Source organism: Pseudomonas antarctica (assembly GCF_001647715.1).
Classification (GTDB): domain Bacteria; phylum Pseudomonadota; class Gammaproteobacteria; order Pseudomonadales; family Pseudomonadaceae; genus Aquipseudomonas; species Aquipseudomonas antarctica_A.
Map to the genome: position 1 here is coordinate 2,488,620 of NZ_CP015600.1, position 16,872 is coordinate 2,505,491.

Genomic DNA, 16,872 nt, shown 5'->3' on the forward strand with positions numbered 1-16,872 from the left:
TCAGGGCGCGATTGCGATGCGGTAGCGCTCATCGAAATCATCCGCCAACTGCGCCAGCGTCACATCCCCCAGGCGCGCCATCAATAGCGCCTGCGCCTGATCGAACGCGTCCGTCAGTGCCGCGTTCACCGCTTGCTCCACCAGGCACGCCGGGTGATCGGTGGACAGGCCGATGGCGAATATCGACGGCGTGCCCAAGGCGTTGTGAATATCCAGCAAGGTAATTTCATTCAGGGGTTTGCCCAGGCTCCAGCCGCCTTGATGGCCCTTTTCCGAGCGCACGTAACCTTGCTCCTTGAGCAGGCCCAAGGTGCGCCGCACCACGACCGGGTTGGTGCCGAGCATCTGCGCGATGGTCTCCGACGTGGCGCGCTCTTCATGGCGGCCCATATGGATCAGCACATGCAGCATGCGCGAGAGGCGGGTGTCGTTTCTCATCAAAAAACCTCAATTCGATTCGGCGCAAAGTATCGTTTGTAACCTAAAAAGTTGCGAGACCCTTGACGCGGTATTTTTACGTAACATATGGTGTGTCGTGAAAGCGCGCGGACCACCGCGAGCGCACAACACGAGATCACTTTCATGATGCATGACGTCATTATCGTGGGCGGCAGCTATGCCGGCCTGTCCGCGGGTCTGCAATTGGCGCGGGCGCGACGCAAGGTATTGGTGATTGATGCCGGGCAGCGGCGTAATCGCTTTGCGGCTACTTCTCATGGCTTTCTCGGCCAGGACGGCCAGGCGCCGGACGTCATCGCCGCTGAAGGGCGCAGCCAGTTGATGGAATACCCGACGGTGACCTGGGTGCAAGACAGCGTGGTCCAGGCTGCTTGCGAGCCGAGTGGTTTCAGCGTTCGCACCCATGGCAATGGCGAGTTCAAAGCCAAGCGCCTGATCCTCGCCTCCGGCGTGGTCGACGAATTACCCGACATCGAAGGCCTCAAGGAACGCTGGGGCACGCGTGTTTTTCACTGTCCTTATTGCCACGGCTACGAATTGGATCAAGGCCGTATCGGCGTATTGGCGACTTCACCGCTGGCGATGCATCACGCATTGATGCTGCCGGATTGGGGCACCACCACCTTGTTCACCAATGGCGTATTTACGCCGGATGCCGAACAGCAGGCGCAGTTGGATCGACGTGGGGTGTCGCTGGAAAGGACGAAGGTCACGCGCATCAGCGGCGACCGCGCTGATTTGGAATTGGCCGACGGCCGGGTCATAGCGCTGGACGGCGTATTCACTCAATCTCGCACACGCATCAGCCCATTAATCGAGCAATTGGGCTGTGAGTTGGCCGATGGCCCCACCGGCCCTTATCTGCACACCAACGACATGCGCCAAACCTCTGTGGCCGGTGTGTTTGCCTGTGGCGACACCTCGCTTGCCGCCGGCTCGGTGGCGCTGGCCGTGGGCGAGGGCGTGCGCGCCGGGGTGGGCGCGCACTTTTCGTTGATCACTGAGTGAGGTAAACCGGGCTGTCGGTGGACAGTGAGGCTTTTACCGCATGGGTCATGTCGGTAATCAGTGCTTCCTCGCGGTCTTCGTTCAGGGCTTTGAGGGTGATGGCGACCACTTCCTGAGGCGTGCTTTTCGGTGCCTGCACATCGGCGACCATGTCGGTATCGATGTAGGCCGGGTGCACGCCGATGACCAGGGTGTTCTGTTCGCGCAGCTCGCCGCGCAGGCCGTTGGTCAGGCCCCACTGGGCGGACTTCGAAGTGCTGTAGCCGCCGGCGCCGGGCGGGCTCAGCCAGCTCAATACCGAGAGGATATTGATCAGCGCGCCGCCGCCGTGCCTGGCCAGGATCGGCGCGAAGGCGCGGCTCACGCGCAGGGTGCCGAAGGTGTTCACGTCGAAGTGCTGCTGCAGGTTCTCGACACTGTCTTCGGCCAGCAACGAGCCGTACTTGAGCCAGCCCGCGTTGTTGATCAGCACACTCACATCACTGCACTGCTCGGCGGCGCGCTGCACGCTGGCCGGGTCGGTAATGTCCAGCGCAACCGGCGTGCTGCCGGGAATATCGACACTGGCCGGGTCCCGCGCCCCGGCGTAAACCTTGGCGGCGCCCGCTGCCAGCAGCGCGGTGACGAACGCTTTGCCCAGGCCACGGTTGGCGCCGGTAACTAGTACTACTTTTCCACGAATATCCATGACGAACTCCAGGCGACGAATTAGGTTTAATGATGAAACCGTTTTTATCCTGAGCCTGCTGGTCCTATAATGCAACCTAATATTTCTGACTGCCGGGAGGCTCGACGATGAAACGCAAATGCCTGGAAGGCGACTGCTGCCCGGTTGCTCGTGCGCTCGATGTGGTGGGCGACTGGTGGACCCTGTTGATCATTCGCGACGCGTACGCCGGGGTGACGCGCTTCGGTGATTTCCATAAGAACCTGGGCGTGGCGAAAAACATCCTCGCTACCCGCCTCAAGGACATGGTCGAGCAAGGCCTGCTGCAAACCAGCGAAATCGGCGCGCGCAGTGAATATCAACTCACCGACAAAGGCCGCGCGCTGATGCCGGTACTCGTCACCCTCGCCCAATGGGGCGAAGCCTTCACCGAGCCGGCGGCTGGCAGCACCCGCTTGCTGGATGCGCAGGCGCTCAAGCCGCTGCGCAAAGTCGAGATCCTGTCCGAAGACGGCCGCGTGCTGGGCCTCGAAGACATCTTCACTCAGCTACCCGCCTGAACTGAACGCGCCCACGGACCCAGGGGCATTTTCTTCAATACCCCACGTGCTCAGCCCTTTACCGTGATGCCATCTTCATGCGGCATCATAAAAAGGAACTGCAATGAGCCTGATCATTTCCATGGCGGCCTTCGCCCTGGCCACCTCCATCACACCGGGCCCGGTCAATGTGGTCGCGCTCAGCGCCGGCGCGCGCTTCGGCTTTGTTGCCAGCCAGAAACACGTAGTCGGCGCCGCCGTCGGCTTCACCTTGCTGTTGGTGCTGATCGGCCTGGGCCTGCATGAAGTGCTGATGCGCTGGCCGCTCCTCACCCAGTTGATCCAGTGGGGCGGGGTGGCCTTCTTGCTGTACATGGCCTGGAAACTCGCGGTCGACGATGGCCGGCTCGACGCCGAGGGCACCGCCACCGCGCCGTCGATGCTCTACGGCGCGATCATGCAATGGCTCAACCCCAAAGCGTGGCTGGCCTGCGTGGCGGGCATGGGCTTGTTTGTGGCCGATGGCGATGCGCGCCAGGTCTGGCTGTTCGCGGCGCTGTACCTGGTGATCTGCTACCTGTCGGTGGCGTGCTGGGCGTATGCCGGCACCTTCTTGCGGCGCTACCTGAGCAACCCGCACGGCGTGCGCCTGTTCAACCGCTCAATGGCCGCGTTGCTGGTGGCCAGTGTGGGTTATTTGCTGATGGCTTGAGCAAGTCGCGGTACTGCCCGGGCGTGGCGGCGAAGTGCTGTTTGAAGGTGCGCTGGAAATGCGCCTGGTCGGCAAAACCGGCGGCCAGCGCCACGTCCGCGATCAACGCGCCGTTGCGCAACTGGGTGCGGGCAAACTGGATGCGCCGGTTCACCAGAAACGCATGCGGCGTGAGCCCGTAATACTGCTTGAACGCGCGGATCAGGTACGACGGCGACAGCTCGGCCGCCAGGCAAATATCTTCCAGCTTCAATGCCTCGGTGCAGTGCGCGCGGATGTACTCGGCGGCGCGCTCCAGCTTGTGGTTGACCTCCCGCACCGGCGTCAGCGAAGGGTTCAAGCGCTGCTGCACCTCGGTGAAGTAACTCACCAGCGCGCTCTGCTTTTGCAGCAACTCGGCCTGCTCATCCAACAGGATTGCGTAGAGTTCAATCAAGCCGTTGTACAACACGGTATCGCGGGTGTGCGGCGTGTTGAACGGCCGATAACCCTGGTCGGTGCTGAAACCCAGCTGGTATTGCAGGTCTGTTAGCCAAGGCGTGTCGAGGTACAGCATGTGATACGACCAGGGCTGATCGTAGATCGGGTTGCACGCATGCACATCGCCGGGGTTCATCAACACCACCGTGCCGGCGCTGATCTCAAACGTCTGCGCGCCGTAGTGGTAATAACTGCGCCCGGTGGTAATCGCGCCGATGGAAAAATGCTCGTGGGAGTGGCGGGTGTACGTCACCTTGCGCCCGTCCGCGATGGTGCGCGCCTCAATGAACGGCAAGCGCTCGTCACGCCAGAAGCGCGGCGCTTGCGCGGGGTGAGCGGAGGTGTTCAGCGTCATGGCGGTGGCCCCATCCCTTGAGGAACGAGCAGGGATCATTACACAGCCCGGTGCTGCATCGCCATGGCCGTTGATCAAAGCGCTTTAGACAAAAACACCCGGCTGCTGCCTTCTGGTTCACAGGGTATTTCGCCAAACCGCACCCAGCCGTGTTTCTCGTAAAACCCCGGCGCCTGAAAGCTCAGGGTGTACAGCACCGCGTTGCGGCAACCGCGCCGCCGCGCCTCGTCTTCAAACGCCTGCAGCAATTGGCTGCCCAGGCCCGAACCGCGCAGGGCGTCGGGCAGGTGGAACAGGTCGAGGAAGGCCATGCCCAGGGACGTTTTGCCGGTGATGCCGCCGAGAATCTGCCGGGTGTCAGGGTCTTTGAGCAGCACCGTCAGCGGCCGGCGATCGTTGGAGCCGGTGATGGCTGCATTGAACGCAGCCAGGCCGTTGCCGAGCAGGCGCTCGGCGTCGGGGTGGGGTTGGTCGCTGATTTCAATCTGCGCTGCAGTCATCACGGAACGCTTCCTCGGTTAAAGCGCCATCACCATCTCATGCCACGCCATCCCGCCATGTTCCGACGGCGAAGGCTGCACATAGGTGTAGCCCATGCGCGTGTACAACGGCACATGCTGCTCCTTGCACATCAAATGAATCGTCTGCTTGCCCATCGCCCGCATGCGTTGCACAAACTCAGTCATCAGCAGCCTGGAATAACCCTTGCCCTGCTGCGCCGGGTCAACCACCACCGACATAATCACCACATTCGGCGCCTCGGCCGCATGCCCCACCAACTCCTTGAACGCCTCATCCGACATCACCACCTGATGCGCGCAGCCACCGTTGATAAAACCCACCACCGCGCCATCCGCCTCCAGAATCAAAAAGCCCTCGGGGTACTGCGCAATGCGCGTGGCGATCTTTTCCAGCGTCGCGGCTTCATCGCCTTCGTAAGCGCTGATTTCGATGTCAAAGCAACGGCCGGCATCGGCGGGGCGGGCGTTGCGGAAGGTGAGGGCGGGCATGGGCGTTTCCTGGGGCGTTAAACGAAAGGCCACATCATAGCGGCACGCCCAAACACTCGCCATCGCCGCACCGGCAGCGTCGAACAAAGATCAAACGGTGGGAGCTGTCGAGCCCCCGCGAGGCTGCGAAGGCGGCGGTACAGGCACTATCAAAGCCGGATCAGTACGCCTGTTTAAGTTCACCAAAAACCAGAAAACCCGCCAAAGCGGGTTTCCACACAGCTCACATCACATCAACTCACAGTAGCCACATCAAACCCCCGCCGCTCCATCACCGTAAACACGTCCGCCACATCCTGCACCATGATTCGAGCGGTATTGGCGACAGTATTGATGTCGTGCTCGGCATAGTCGGACACATTGGAGCACGCCATCAGATGCAGGTAGGCGAGGGCGGCGTTGAGACGTTCGCTGGCGCAAGCGTGAAGCTCGCTGAGCGGGGCGTCGCTGTCGATGAGGAGGACAGGGTATTCGGTTGCGGTTTGGGACATGGGGGTGAAGCGGCGGGGCGGGTGTTGATTTTTCAAGGTAGTAATCCCTAAGAAAGAAAAATATCGAACAGCCGTAGAACAAGACATCACCGGAAATCGGCTCTGTCGGGTTTAACGGTTTTTGGTGTAATTCCTTTTTAGGGCTGCGAATCCCATCGTCGATCAAGCTGACGACGGAACGGACTATAGAGGGCTGATTTTGGCGAGGCAACGGTGGGCTGTGCGGTTGCTGGGATGGTTTGCGGAAACGGCGACTCTTTTGGGAGCCTGGTTGAATCGGCGTTTAAGCTTTCTAGGCCGCATGTTTAAAGGCGATACGTGCCTGAGGAGGGTTTGGCAAAGTGGATGCGTCTTTCGGCTTTGTGAGATGTTTCTGACTGATTTTTAGGAGGGTTTGGTTGGGTTCACATGCCTGCTCATCTATTTGCATTCGAACTAATCAGTCATTTGCATCGTGTTTACCAGGCAGTTTGCATACGCGACTGATAGACAATGGCCGATCACAGCCTGGCGTAACGGGCCGCAGATGGCTGGGAACCGTGGAACGTGAGTGGCAGCAAACGGCCGATTCTGTTGAAAAAGTAGGTCTCCTGTCGATCTGTAGCGCGCGACCAGCTAAAGCAGGTTGGCTAGAAAGCGCCCCCTTGAGAGCCTAAGAAACCAGTATCATCCGATAGGTGATATGGAGAGCAGAACCATGACAGAGAAAGAGGCATGTGCGATTTTGCAAGCACAAGGTTGGGCCTGTGGAAAGGATGAGGTAAGTGACCGCTTTTGCATCAAGTGTTTGGGCGAGATCCAAGTCCAGATCATTCCGACTATAGGGAAGCGCTCGGATCATTTTAGAGTTTCGTTCACGCCCTCCATCTCCTCGACAGCGTTTTCGGATGCTGTCGCGTTCATCTTTGGGGAGGGAAAATATTTTTCACCTGTCATCGTAAGCAACGAAACGCCCCAGAAGTTAGAGACCATTGGCGCTGACGATGTAGTCGAGCTATCTGACAGGGCGTTATCTTGGGCTCAGAATCAAGATATAGATGCGGGCCTGGCGCTCTACAGGTCTTTACCTACAGACGCCAAAGGAGCAATGCCACTCAGGCATCTAGCTGCACTAGCAATTGCGCAAGATGTCGATCAGTTAGAGGATTACAAAAAAAACTTTGAAAAGGGCGAAAGGCTGGGGTTCGTCCCATACATCACCGTTGAAATGATTGAGCGCTCGCTGCTGATTGCGCAGGGAAACGCTCCCAAGGTTAACTGATTCCCTGAGTAGCTCCATCGACTGATCTGCGGCAAAATCACTCCATCGGCCAGCGGGAGAGTACGCAGCATGATGGGACAGTTATCGAGTGGGCAGGATCGGCTGTTTTACTCGTTCAATCTTGAAGACCACATCCCAAAAAATCATCTTCTGCGCAGCATTGATCGGTGCCTCGATCTGAGCGACCTGCGCCACTACCTCGCCGATTTCTATAGCCCAATTGGGCGTCCTTCGATTGATCCTGAGTTGATGATCCGCATGCTAGTCGTGGGCTATTGCTATGGCATTCGCTCCGAACGGCGCTTGTGTGAAGAGGCTCATTTGAACTTGGCGTATCGCTGGTTCTGCCGGTTGAGCCTTGAGGATGAAGTACCTAATCACTCTACGTTTTCCAAGAATCGACACGGCCGTTTCCGGGACAGCGATCTGTTTCGCTGGTTTTTTAATGAAGTGCTGCATCGCTGCATGGACGCGGGTCTGGTCAAGGGCGAAGGCTTTGCCGTGGACGCCAGCATCATCAAGGCGGACGCGAGTCGGCAACATGGAGCGCCTAGCGATGAAGAGATCAACTGGCGCGACCCGTCTCTGAGCACTCGTGCTGTCAGTGAATACCTCGAAGCACTCGATGAGGAGGGGCTCGCTGAAGCTCTTCCCAAGCGCTTATCGCTGACTGATCCTTTAGCCCGTTGGACGGCCGCCCCGGGTGGCCCAGCGTTTTTCGCCTATTCCACGAACTACCTGATTGATGTCGAGCATGGCGTGATCATGGATGTAGAACCGACACCGGCTCATCGAACGGCTGAGGTCGAGAGTACCAAAACCATGATTGATCGAGTCGAAGAGTTGTTCGACATCAAACCGGATCGCTTAATCGGTGACACCGCATACGGCACAGCACCGATGTTGGCCTGGATGGTGGAAGAGAAAGATATCGAACCGCATGTGCCGGTGTGGGACAAAACCGAGCGCAAGAACGACAGTTTTTCGAGCACCGATTTCCACTGGAATGACGAGGCTGAGGAGTACTCCTGCCCGGCCGGCAACCCATTGCGCAGCGAATGGCGAGCCTTCAAAAATGAGCGCTCACACGTCACCAAAGCCAACACCATCATCTTCCGATCCAGACAGACCGACTGCGCGACGTGTCCGATGAAAACCAAGTGCTGCCCGAACACTGCGTTTCGTAAGATCGCCCGCAGCGTCCATGAAGCTGCTCGGGATACGGCCCGGCGCATTGCAGTAACTCCGTCGTATCAGCGCTCTCGCCACGAACGTAAAAAGGTCGAAATGTTGTTTGCCCACCTCAAACGCATCCTGAAATTGGATCGCTTGCGACTACGTGGCATGAGTGGCGCGACGGATGAATTCACGCTGGCCGCTGCGGTGCAGAACCTACGACGGCTGGCCAAATTTTCATCTCAAGGGCCACCAGTCACGGGATAGGTGCGCCTGCACCAAGCAAAAAACCTCAAATTAACCCAATAACAGAGCAGCAACGGTCAACGAAGGGCCGAAAAACCACTCAATGTGGTGAGTAGGCTCTCCAGTGGTGGTCGTGCCTGAGTTTAGGCGATCTGAAAATCCGACTTTTTCAACAGAATCGGCCAAAAGCAGTCACTTTGTTTCTCCTCGAGAGGGTAGTCGTTCAGTCAGCGGCAGGGCTGGCGAAAACTGTACGTTGTTAATTTAGAGGATATTGTAAAATGCTCAATTAAGGGTCGGTGGTGCGCGGTGTTATTTTCCGCTAAATTTCTGCTCTGAGACTCTAATTTGTATTGGGCAGCACAATATTTATTTCCTACGAAACTTTTCCTTGTAATGAATATAAACCGGCAGCATGACGTCATAAAGCTCATGAAGCCGTGTTTCTATTCCGTCTAGGTAACTGGTTAGCTCTTCCTGCTTAGAGTCAAGGTAGTTCTTGATCACCGCACGCAGCACATCTTCATTTACAATCCCCTTTCTACCTACTGTCTTAGCCAAATGGTCTGCGTTAATGATTAAGGATAACTGATCGAACTGCTCCTCAGTGAAGCGATCATGGTGAATTACCCTATTTCGTATATCTTTGAACTCCCTACACGCCTTATTAAATGCTTTGAGAGGTTTATCCAAACCATACCGTACAACATTTTCATTCGTGACAATAAGCGGGTGATGGATGTACTGATTGTCAATCCCTAGATCTAAAATATTATTGGTAAGAATTAGCGCCCGGTCATATATTGATTGAACTCTAATGATGCTATTCTCTACCATCATCTCTATTAAAGCGCTTCTAGGCCGATCTTCCATAGAAATAGAGTCAAGGTACTTCGTATTTAATAGCTCCAGCGACAACCGAGCTTTGTCCATTGAGCCGCTTAAATGGCTTAGAGCCTTTCCGCAACGGACGATGTAAAACTCGAGATCATTGGCAGTATGAACCTCTACACCATTACCTTTTGCTTCTGCTTTAAAAACTGGACTTTCCTCGTCGAGAAGAATTTCCTTTTCGATTGGATGCATCTTTGACTCCTTGATGATTAACGCGCCGGGGGTGACAACTACAATTTTCCTATTTGTCAGCGCAAACTGGTTGCGCACCAACGGCATCATTGAGCATTTGCACCAAGGCCTCTTTTGCTGCGTCTCGCTGCTCCCTAAAATGCTTACGATACGCGTCAGGCCCCGAACCTTTTTTAGCCTCCGTAGGCCAGTTTTCGGTTTGAAGCGCATACACCGCCTCTCGGTAAGCATTCAGGTGTTTTAATTCACTGATCGACAGAGTAATCGTCAGAGGGGTGTTCAGCAGTGGTGGAGCGACTTGGTTGTTTAATTCTTTGCTCATGACTAGGTTCTTCATTCCTTTGATTGACGGTGGTTCAGACACTGCATCTGCCAGCACAGCCCGCGCAACTTATCGTTTAATTGTAGCTTGCCAGTAGATTGAGCTCGATTCTTTGAGAGCTGCGGCGGGGCCTTCTGAAAAGGGTAACAGCAAGCCGTCGTGGAGTTATAGGAATATTGGTTCCGAAATGCAGTCGTCATCTACCAGAATTCACTACCATGCCGACAACAGCCCGAAACTGAACGGCCGCTTCTGGCCGAAAGCAGGCGGGTATTACCTTGTTTCAGCTGCGTCAGGAGGCCAGCTCTCATAGAAAGAGCCGCCTACAGGGATCGGGTTGCCATCCATATGGTATGCGGCCCATGCCAGTAGGTGAGCCATGCGTTCGGCAGCAACTGGCGACAGCCCGCAAGACTCTCTGACTTCGTCTAGTCGTACTCGGCAAACATCGAGGTGGCGTCGAACGCCTGAAAATCCGCCAAGATAGATATAGAACTCGTCGAGAAGGATACCCACGCCTGGAACACCATAGGTGCCGGCCACACCTGGTGCCTCCTCATATATGGCCTTCACATCATGGCCTTCCAAGGTCGCGACAGCGGTTAGCACCTCGCAAAAAGTATCTTTCATGCTGTTGCTGACCCAGAGGCCATAGCTGTTGCCGATAATGATGGGCGCGCCCATGAGTCTTACTCTGATTTCGATAATGGAATGCTGAAGAAGAGACGGATTCAGCCATGTTGCCAATTTTCAATAGGCCGTCTCCGCTCCGATTATTATCGTTTTGGGCTGGAAAAGGCCATGCGTGGGCGACAGCTCTTGGCCGTCTATCGACATGCACTGGGCGTACTGAGATGATCGCTGGGTGAGGATTGTCGGTGCACTGAGCCCGGCTATCAGAGATCGTCGGCCGGGCGGGGGAAGGACATGTCTGAAGTAACACTTGAGCATTTTCTGCGTGCCGCTGCTGATATCGGAGCGCACGGTGACAACGACACGCTACCTTTCGATGTCGACACGAATTTCGTTTCAGCTAAGCAAAATGAGCTAGCCGAGGTCGCTTTCGGTTTTTCGGAGGAGCTTCGCAAAGACAGTGTGTCCAACAGCAAGAACAAAATCGCAGCATTAACCGTATTCAGCGAGCGCCTTTTGGTCGCTACCGGTGCATCAGGATTCAGGGTTACTACAAAACTTCACCCGTTTTGGAGCATTTATTTCAACGGACTTGGCGTAGCTATCGCCGATCAGTTAGAACAAAGACGTGATCAGCGAACCTTCTCATATAGGTTCCAGGCGGAGGGCGGGTCTGAGTTATTCGACCGGGGCTCATCCTGGAGAGTGTTCAGAGAGGCTACGTCGAAAGAGGCTGCGCTCGCTCCCAAGGGGACGGTAGTCGTCCAAACCGACATTTCAAGTTTTTACGAACACATCTCGCATCATTACTTAGAAAACCTCATCGATGACCTGTTCCCGGATGGCAGGGTAGGTAACCAAATCACCGCACTGTTATCCAAGTTTTCAGCGGGACGCTCCTTCGGATTACCTGTCGGAGGACAGTGCTCGCGGATTCTGGCAGAGCTATTCTTGAACTCTGTCGACCACCGAATGACGCATGACGGGTTACGTTGGCACCGATATGTTGACGACTATGTGCTCATTGCAGATTCGAATTCCGCCGCTTACGCAGGGCTTGCATTTTTATCACATGCTCTCGCGGACTATGGGATCACGCTAAATAAATCGAAAACTATCATGATGACAGCTAAGCATTATGAGGAATACGTTACTACTCAGCTTGGTGGTGACGATACCAACGCCGGAATCTTGAGACATATCGACCTACATTATGATCCATACTCTGATAACCCCGAGGGGGATTATGAGTCGCTGAAAATGACTGTCGAAAATCTAGACGTCCAGAAATTACTCGGCAACGAATTGCAAAAGTCGCTCCCGGATAATTTCCTGATAACCCAAATAGGTAGGACCCTTAAGTTCCATAGCCCAGTAGTAGCCCTACAGCTTGCCACGACGCTATTGGAACCGAATAACTTGCATGCCTTTCGCGCTTCATGGTCAACCATTATGCGAGGTGTAGCCAATCTCAGAGCAGGCGCGGAATATGAAGAAATCCACTCCAATCTGGATGCGGTGATAGATAGAGTAGCTGTCCACTCTGCTCATTTATTGCAAGCTGAAGCCAGCTTGCTGCACTACCTTCGGGTGTTGAAGTTTGCGCAAACGCCGGCTAGAGCCGCTTTTGTCCAAAGTACTTATAAATACAACTCGTCCCACACAGTCAAAAGAGCGTGTATAGACTGCTGGCGTCTATGGAAAGACAGGTCTGGTTTCAGCTCTGTCTCAAGCAGATGGAGTGAAATCAACGCTGAGTGTCAGCGATTGACGTGGCTCGCAGCCGAATCCTTTGGGGATCAAGGGGATGGCCTACGCCGTCAGATAGGGCCAAGCTTAGAACAGTCATGGAGGCTAGGAATAGAGCGTCAGGATCGTCCGACCTTCGCCGGTCTCTATCGGAGCTGGTGTGATGATAACTAATGCTGGGCGTGATCCTAGAACGATTGCTCGAAATATTCCCGGCATACTGAACGCTATTTTTCCAGGGCTAACGCCTGGCATCGTGTCCTTTTATAACAAGTTAGCTATCGATTGTGCGGTGATCGTCGTGCCGGCAGAAGCGATTCAGGCAAGTGAACTACAAAAATCTTTGCTATTCGAACTGGCTTTTGCCGTAGGTGAACAGCGCGTCCTTGGTAACAATCCGACGTGGGGAGAATGCGTTGCTACCGCAACAGACAGGCAGAGTAGGTTCTTCGATGCAATCAGCCCATCGGAAATTTCTGAGAATGATCAACGTATAGCCCTGCGCGTAGCGGACAACCTGGTGACTATGGTTAAGCAGGTAGCTACTGATTGTGACTCGGCTTATGGGGCGGCCCCGGTGATACCCGGCTTTCGCTGGATCGCCTCAGGAACTGGCGATTTTTTTGCCGGATCTACGCTGATCGAAGTGAAATGCATAGCCGGTAATTTCTCCGCTGCCGATTATAGGCAAGTCGCAATGTACTGGCTGTTAAGCTATGCGGCGGCTGTAGAGACGGGCAATTATGAGTGGCGGTCGTGTGTCTTAATGAATCCGAGAACGGGCAAGCTCGTGAATATCCATTTTGATGAGTTCATCCACCTCACCGGCGGCGGCCGAAGCAAGGTGGAGATTCTCCAGGCGTTTGCCGCAACCCTCACTGATATCCAGAAATTCTAGTTCTAGCGGCCCTTCACTTACCTATGTGCAGGCCATTCATATTAAGGGATTAATGAAATGTACAATTTTCGGCCCATCACGCTCGCCATTGCGGTTGCCGCCCTTTTACCGCATGTAATCCAAGCAGCACAGTGCCCCGAGACGCAGTATGAGTCGGGGTACAAAAAGGATAAGCCAACAGTGGCCGCGCCAGAGATGGTCAATGTTGTAGGTCCGATTTTCCAAGGAGGGACAGTCGTCTGTCACGTCTCTTTCGACCTGATGTCGGGAAAGAATAATGTGCTTCATCGCGTAGAGTCGGGAACGCTCAACGGTGCCAAATACCGTTTCTACTACACAGATGGGAGCGGCTCAGTACAAGGGCTGCCTACAAACGTGCTTGATATCCTGAAGGACAAACATGATGAAAACTGGAATCTGCGCTGTAAGCTAGATGGCATGAGCGATACTCATTATTGTGCAATGTCCAGAGCAAGCCTGATGGTAGGTGTCTCCGGCGCTTCCTCCTACTTTGTGCAGGTAGGGAATGACCACTTCCCCGGCTCTTCTATAGCCCTACGCATCGACAAAGCGGCGCCCGTTAACGCCCCTGCTGATCCTGGCTTTTCCCCAAAGCAGGAGGCAGATCTAGTAGCTGCGATGAACGCGGGGACGTCCGTGCTGACCAGGTATGTGGAATGGCCATACGACTCAAACAAAGACCGTAGCATTAGCCTTTTTGGTTTTGGTACGGCATTGCGGGTAATCACCACCTTAAACAAAACTATCCAATGATGAAGAGATCCGCAGGCTAACGATCACCCACGTATGCATTGCTTTATTTATTTACCTACATGATGCTACTGCCAACATTGCGGCGCGCCGAGCTACTGCTACCACGAACAGTTCCAGCGACACGGTACCCAATCGCACCCTGCAGAAGCAGGATATAGCGTCGGTCAGCAGAACTGGCCGATGGACTGCCAAGGATTTTGCGGTTAGAGCGTCTTCATTGATTCGTGGATGGAGCGAATGCGAAAACAGTCGTCGCAGAGCCGAAGTGGGTAATTGCACTCCACCTGACCACCCATTTGCATTCCACTTGCCCACTCATTTGCATTCGAATTGATCAGTCGTTTGCATCGGATTTGACCAGCACACTAGCTGGCCCTCACTGGCAGAAGTCGGCCAAAAGCAGCCATGCGAGCGCGTCTAAAAAAACGGTGCGATTCAGACAGCCTGTTGTTAAGGGCAAGATGGCGGTGAAGTGATCGACCATCAAGACGTCCTCACGCATGGGAACGCCTTGTACGGGAGAATGTCGCTAGTAGATCTACTCACAACGTATAATGTGCGCCTTATCAAACGTCAGAGGCGCATTAGATCGTCATGCGGCTGGCACACACTGAAAAAACGGATATATCTGAACATGGATTTTTTGATTGGCGTTATCGTTACCTGCCTTGTCATTTTCGGCGTGTCCGTCTACAGCAAGACCGACAAACTCAATAAGCTTACCCGGCTCTGCTTCACGGACTGGATGACCCAGTACCACTATGCAGAAACACACATAAAGCACGGCATGTCTCGGGCACTCATCCTCCAGACGTTTCACCTTGCCGTAGATCTGCATGCCCTGACACCACAAGAAAGGGTGGAGCTTGATGCTGGCTGGATGAAGGAAGATCCCAAGGAGATTCTGAACCAATGGTTCGAACACGCCCTGCCGATCGTCAAGCAGGAAATTGGCGCTCATGAGATTGAAAAATCAGAAGCGCGAATGATTGGCGTGTTCATGCTGGTAGCCATGAAAAGCTTCACTATCGGTGAGCCATTGCGCGACTACCTACGCAAATTCAGCTGAACATTTAGGTAAGAGTATGAGCACTCGGGATATCGGGGTCAGACCACGACATACGGCACGATGATCTCCTTGAGATCCACGGTGTTATCCAAACGACAATAAGTAGTGAGCAACGCGGAACACACCTCTCCGACACCTACGATCCATCCCTGATAAACGGCGCAGCATTCGCCCTGCTATCTCAAATCCCCCATGTCCTTACAAACCGCCCACTCTCCCGTCGCTTCTCCGCCGCATCCATGATGGATTGGAAAAACTAATCCTACAGCCGCTACAAAATGGGCACTACAGCACCCTCGCAACCCACCTGTACCACTTTCGTAATAGCACTACTTCCAATAATTGACGCACAGCTCCTCATGACAGGCGACAATCGGCCAAAAGCCGACATATCGTTAAACTCGCTGCTGTCAGCCGATTAACCTGAGAGACGGTCCAAGATACAATCCTCGGATACTTGCACCCGTGCACTCATACGGTTGGTGGGGGGACAGATCAGCGAAATGGGGACGAATGCACTGGTGGATTGAGCCGCCGTCGACAGAGCGGTCTGAGCTAGCGCTCGTCAGGGTGTATCCCTACCTATACGTCTACAAATCACGACTTATACGACATACACGAGTCTCCCTTGGCTTCAACGTAATGAAGAAAGGCCCGGATTATCAGTGCATTTTTTTTCCTCGGGCGTAGACTTGGCGGAATCATGTCTCCACTTATTGTCAGTTGCCTTAAACAAGGAGTACCGTTTTGGGAAGGAAAGCCGCGCACCGCATACCAGCGGAAAAAAAAGGTACTGCAACATCCTCTGTTCGCACCGATGACATGTGGACGAAAAACCCTGCAATCATAAAGAAGTTTCTGGACGCAAGGCCGGAGTTCGAGCAGCTGTGCACCGAGGTCGAATACATTCTGAAAAAAAAGGTCTCGGCAGCGCACATTGAGACCTCATTTTTGGGGGCTAGGGCTAAGACCCTTAATAGCTTTCTAGAAAAATTGAACCGTAAAAACTACACGGACCCTTTCAACCAGTTAGATGATTTAGCAGGAGTAAGGATTGTATGCCTTTACAGTAGCGACATTCCCAATATCATTGACATAATACGCAATGAATTTGATATAGTCCAAGAGATTGATAAGCGAGAAGAACTTGAAGCGAACAAGTTTGGATATATCGGGAACCACTTCATAGTACGTTTAGGCACTAACTACTCAGGAACCCGATACGATGACCTTCGGACTTTGAGATGCGAAATTCAAGTTCGCACCGTTGTACAGGATGCGTGGTCCATAATCCAACATCACATGGTCTACAAAAAAGAGTCACAAGTACCATCCAATCTAATTCGAAAACTTAATGGGCTTGCGGGCTTATTTGAAACTGTAGACGATCAATTCGAATTCATAAGAATGCAGCGCGATATATATCTGGATAGCGTTCGAGTGAGTAAAAACGAACCAAACGACTTCTTAGAAAACGAACTTAATTATGACAGCCTAGTTGAGTTCATGCAGTGGCGCTACGACGAAGTGATCGAAGAGGATGAGCGAGAAATGGTATCGACACTACTCGATGCGCTCACCGAAATCGGAATATTAAAATTAAAAGACATTAAAATCGTACTCGAAAAAAACGAAAAATTTATTGATCTAGCTACAGAAGCCTACTTAGAAATCTGTCAGGAAGAGTTCCCAGAGGGTGATCGCTCTATTTGGGAGCCGATTAAGATACCTATCGCAATATCTGCCAATCCTGAATGGCGAAGTAAGTTTCCTTGGGGAAGCTTTTGGATTAACGCATTTATTCAAGCTGATAAAAAGCTATGACGATTCCATAAACGATACCCTCATTGCCACGCTTTCATGCGCAAACTTAGCAAAGCGCCCCCAGCTAACTACGAGGGTTCGATTCCCATCCCCACTTGCTGAATCGCCCCGAG

General features: G+C 53.9%; 20 protein-coding genes. 10 read left to right on the plus strand and 10 right to left on the minus strand.

The features are described from left to right. Window positions 1-438 (minus strand): Rrf2 family transcriptional regulator, encoded by a 438-nt coding sequence (locus A7J50_RS11530; RefSeq protein ID WP_064451897.1) that lies wholly within the window; start codon window positions 436-438, stop codon window positions 1-3. 144 nt (window positions 439-582) lie between these two features. On the opposite strand from A7J50_RS11530, the gene A7J50_RS11535 reads away from it, so the two are divergent. Then, window positions 583-1,467, plus strand: coding sequence for an NAD(P)/FAD-dependent oxidoreductase (locus tag A7J50_RS11535; protein ID WP_064454911.1), 885 nt, complete (start codon window positions 583-585; stop codon window positions 1,465-1,467). Here the strand turns inward: A7J50_RS11535 and A7J50_RS11540 are convergent. Next, entirely contained in the window at window positions 1,457-2,155 is a 699-nt protein-coding gene (locus A7J50_RS11540) for an SDR family oxidoreductase (RefSeq protein ID WP_064451898.1), read from the minus strand. The two genes, A7J50_RS11535 and A7J50_RS11540, sit on opposite strands and share 11 nt — an antisense overlap. A gap of 107 nt (window positions 2,156-2,262) precedes the next feature. Between A7J50_RS11540 and A7J50_RS11545 the strand changes: the two genes are divergently transcribed. Together A7J50_RS11545 and A7J50_RS11550 are read left to right on the plus strand one after the other, a co-directional pair. Further along, window positions 2,263-2,694, plus strand: a complete 432-nt coding sequence (locus tag A7J50_RS11545; RefSeq protein ID WP_064451899.1) for a winged helix-turn-helix transcriptional regulator — start codon at window positions 2,263-2,265, stop codon at window positions 2,692-2,694. A 103-nt stretch (window positions 2,695-2,797) separates the two neighbouring features. Beyond that, window positions 2,798-3,385, plus strand: coding sequence for a LysE family translocator (locus tag A7J50_RS11550; protein ID WP_064451900.1), 588 nt, complete (start codon window positions 2,798-2,800; stop codon window positions 3,383-3,385). On the opposite strand, the gene A7J50_RS11555 is transcribed toward A7J50_RS11550, so the two are convergent. From A7J50_RS11555 to A7J50_RS11570, 4 genes are all read right to left on the minus strand, one after another. Further along, on the minus strand, window positions 3,327-4,220 hold the full coding sequence (locus A7J50_RS11555; RefSeq protein ID WP_064451901.1) for an AraC family transcriptional regulator: 894 nt from the start codon (window positions 4,218-4,220) through the stop codon (window positions 3,327-3,329). The two genes, A7J50_RS11550 and A7J50_RS11555, sit on opposite strands and share 59 nt — an antisense overlap. A 74-nt stretch (window positions 4,221-4,294) precedes the next feature. After that, the gene (locus A7J50_RS11560) at window positions 4,295-4,720 is read right to left on the minus strand and encodes a GNAT family N-acetyltransferase (RefSeq protein WP_064451902.1); all 426 of its coding nucleotides are present in this window, start codon (window positions 4,718-4,720) and stop codon (window positions 4,295-4,297) included. Between the two features lie 18 nt (window positions 4,721-4,738). Beyond that, window positions 4,739-5,230: a GNAT family N-acetyltransferase gene (locus tag A7J50_RS11565; protein ID WP_064451903.1), complete on the minus strand. Its 492-nt coding sequence runs from the start codon at window positions 5,228-5,230 to the stop codon at window positions 4,739-4,741. Between the two features lie 233 nt (window positions 5,231-5,463). Further along, window positions 5,464-5,757 carry a fructose-bisphosphate aldolase gene (locus A7J50_RS11570; RefSeq protein WP_167353691.1) on the minus strand — a complete coding sequence of 98 codons (294 nt, stop codon included), beginning with the start codon at window positions 5,755-5,757 and terminating at the stop codon, window positions 5,464-5,466. Between the two features lie 661 nt (window positions 5,758-6,418). On the opposite strand from A7J50_RS11570, the gene A7J50_RS11575 reads away from it, so the two are divergent. Together A7J50_RS11575 and A7J50_RS11580 are read left to right on the plus strand one after the other, a co-directional pair. Beyond that, a complete protein-coding gene (locus tag A7J50_RS11575; RefSeq protein ID WP_064451905.1) occupies window positions 6,419-6,982 on the plus strand; it encodes a DUF6990 domain-containing protein in 564 nt (187 codons plus the stop codon). Between the two features lie 69 nt (window positions 6,983-7,051). Beyond that, window positions 7,052-8,425: an IS1182 family transposase gene (locus A7J50_RS11580; RefSeq protein WP_064451906.1), complete on the plus strand. Its 1,374-nt coding sequence runs from the start codon at window positions 7,052-7,054 to the stop codon at window positions 8,423-8,425. Window positions 8,426-8,773: 348 nt separating this feature from the next. Here A7J50_RS11580 and A7J50_RS11585 read toward each other — a convergent pair whose 3' ends face one another. The 3 genes from A7J50_RS11585 to A7J50_RS11590 form a co-directional block, all read right to left on the minus strand. Beyond that, entirely contained in the window at window positions 8,774-9,490 is a 717-nt protein-coding gene (locus tag A7J50_RS11585; protein ID WP_064454912.1) for a Cthe_2314 family HEPN domain-containing protein, read from the minus strand. Between the two features lie 49 nt (window positions 9,491-9,539). Further along, window positions 9,540-9,812: a hypothetical protein gene (locus A7J50_RS31380; protein WP_156526271.1), complete on the minus strand. Its 273-nt coding sequence runs from the start codon at window positions 9,810-9,812 to the stop codon at window positions 9,540-9,542. Window positions 9,813-10,085: 273 nt separating this feature from the next. After that, window positions 10,086-10,496: a hypothetical protein gene (locus A7J50_RS11590; RefSeq protein WP_064451907.1), complete on the minus strand. Its 411-nt coding sequence runs from the start codon at window positions 10,494-10,496 to the stop codon at window positions 10,086-10,088. 243 nt (window positions 10,497-10,739) lie between these two features. Here A7J50_RS11590 and A7J50_RS11595 point away from each other — a divergent pair, with 243 nt between their 5' ends. Genes A7J50_RS11595 through A7J50_RS11605 form a run of 3 tightly spaced genes read left to right on the plus strand, consistent with a single transcriptional unit; the run spans window position 10,740 to window position 13,866 of the window. After that, window positions 10,740-12,368: an RNA-directed DNA polymerase gene (locus A7J50_RS11595; protein ID WP_064451908.1), complete on the plus strand. Its 1,629-nt coding sequence runs from the start codon at window positions 10,740-10,742 to the stop codon at window positions 12,366-12,368. Next, window positions 12,358-13,092, plus strand: coding sequence for a hypothetical protein (locus tag A7J50_RS11600; RefSeq protein ID WP_064451909.1), 735 nt, complete (start codon window positions 12,358-12,360; stop codon window positions 13,090-13,092). Before A7J50_RS11595 ends, A7J50_RS11600 begins: the two co-directional genes overlap by 11 nt. 57 nt (window positions 13,093-13,149) lie before the next feature. Next, a complete protein-coding gene (locus A7J50_RS11605; RefSeq protein ID WP_064451910.1) occupies window positions 13,150-13,866 on the plus strand; it encodes a hypothetical protein in 717 nt (238 codons plus the stop codon). A 376-nt stretch (window positions 13,867-14,242) separates the two neighbouring features. Here the strand turns inward: A7J50_RS11605 and A7J50_RS32085 are convergent, their stop codons facing one another. Then, the gene (locus tag A7J50_RS32085; RefSeq protein WP_257784303.1) at window positions 14,243-14,368 is read right to left on the minus strand and encodes a hypothetical protein; all 126 of its coding nucleotides are present in this window, start codon (window positions 14,366-14,368) and stop codon (window positions 14,243-14,245) included. 132 nt (window positions 14,369-14,500) lie between these two features. Between A7J50_RS32085 and A7J50_RS11610 the strand changes: the two genes are divergently transcribed. Together A7J50_RS11610 and A7J50_RS11615 are read left to right on the plus strand one after the other, a co-directional pair. Next, on the plus strand, window positions 14,501-14,935 hold the full coding sequence (locus A7J50_RS11610) for a hypothetical protein (RefSeq protein WP_064451911.1): 435 nt from the start codon (window positions 14,501-14,503) through the stop codon (window positions 14,933-14,935). A gap of 747 nt (window positions 14,936-15,682) precedes the next feature. After that, a complete protein-coding gene (locus A7J50_RS11615) occupies window positions 15,683-16,759 on the plus strand; it encodes a GTP pyrophosphokinase (protein WP_064451912.1) in 1,077 nt (358 codons plus the stop codon). Window positions 16,760-16,872: the final 113 nt, after the last annotated feature.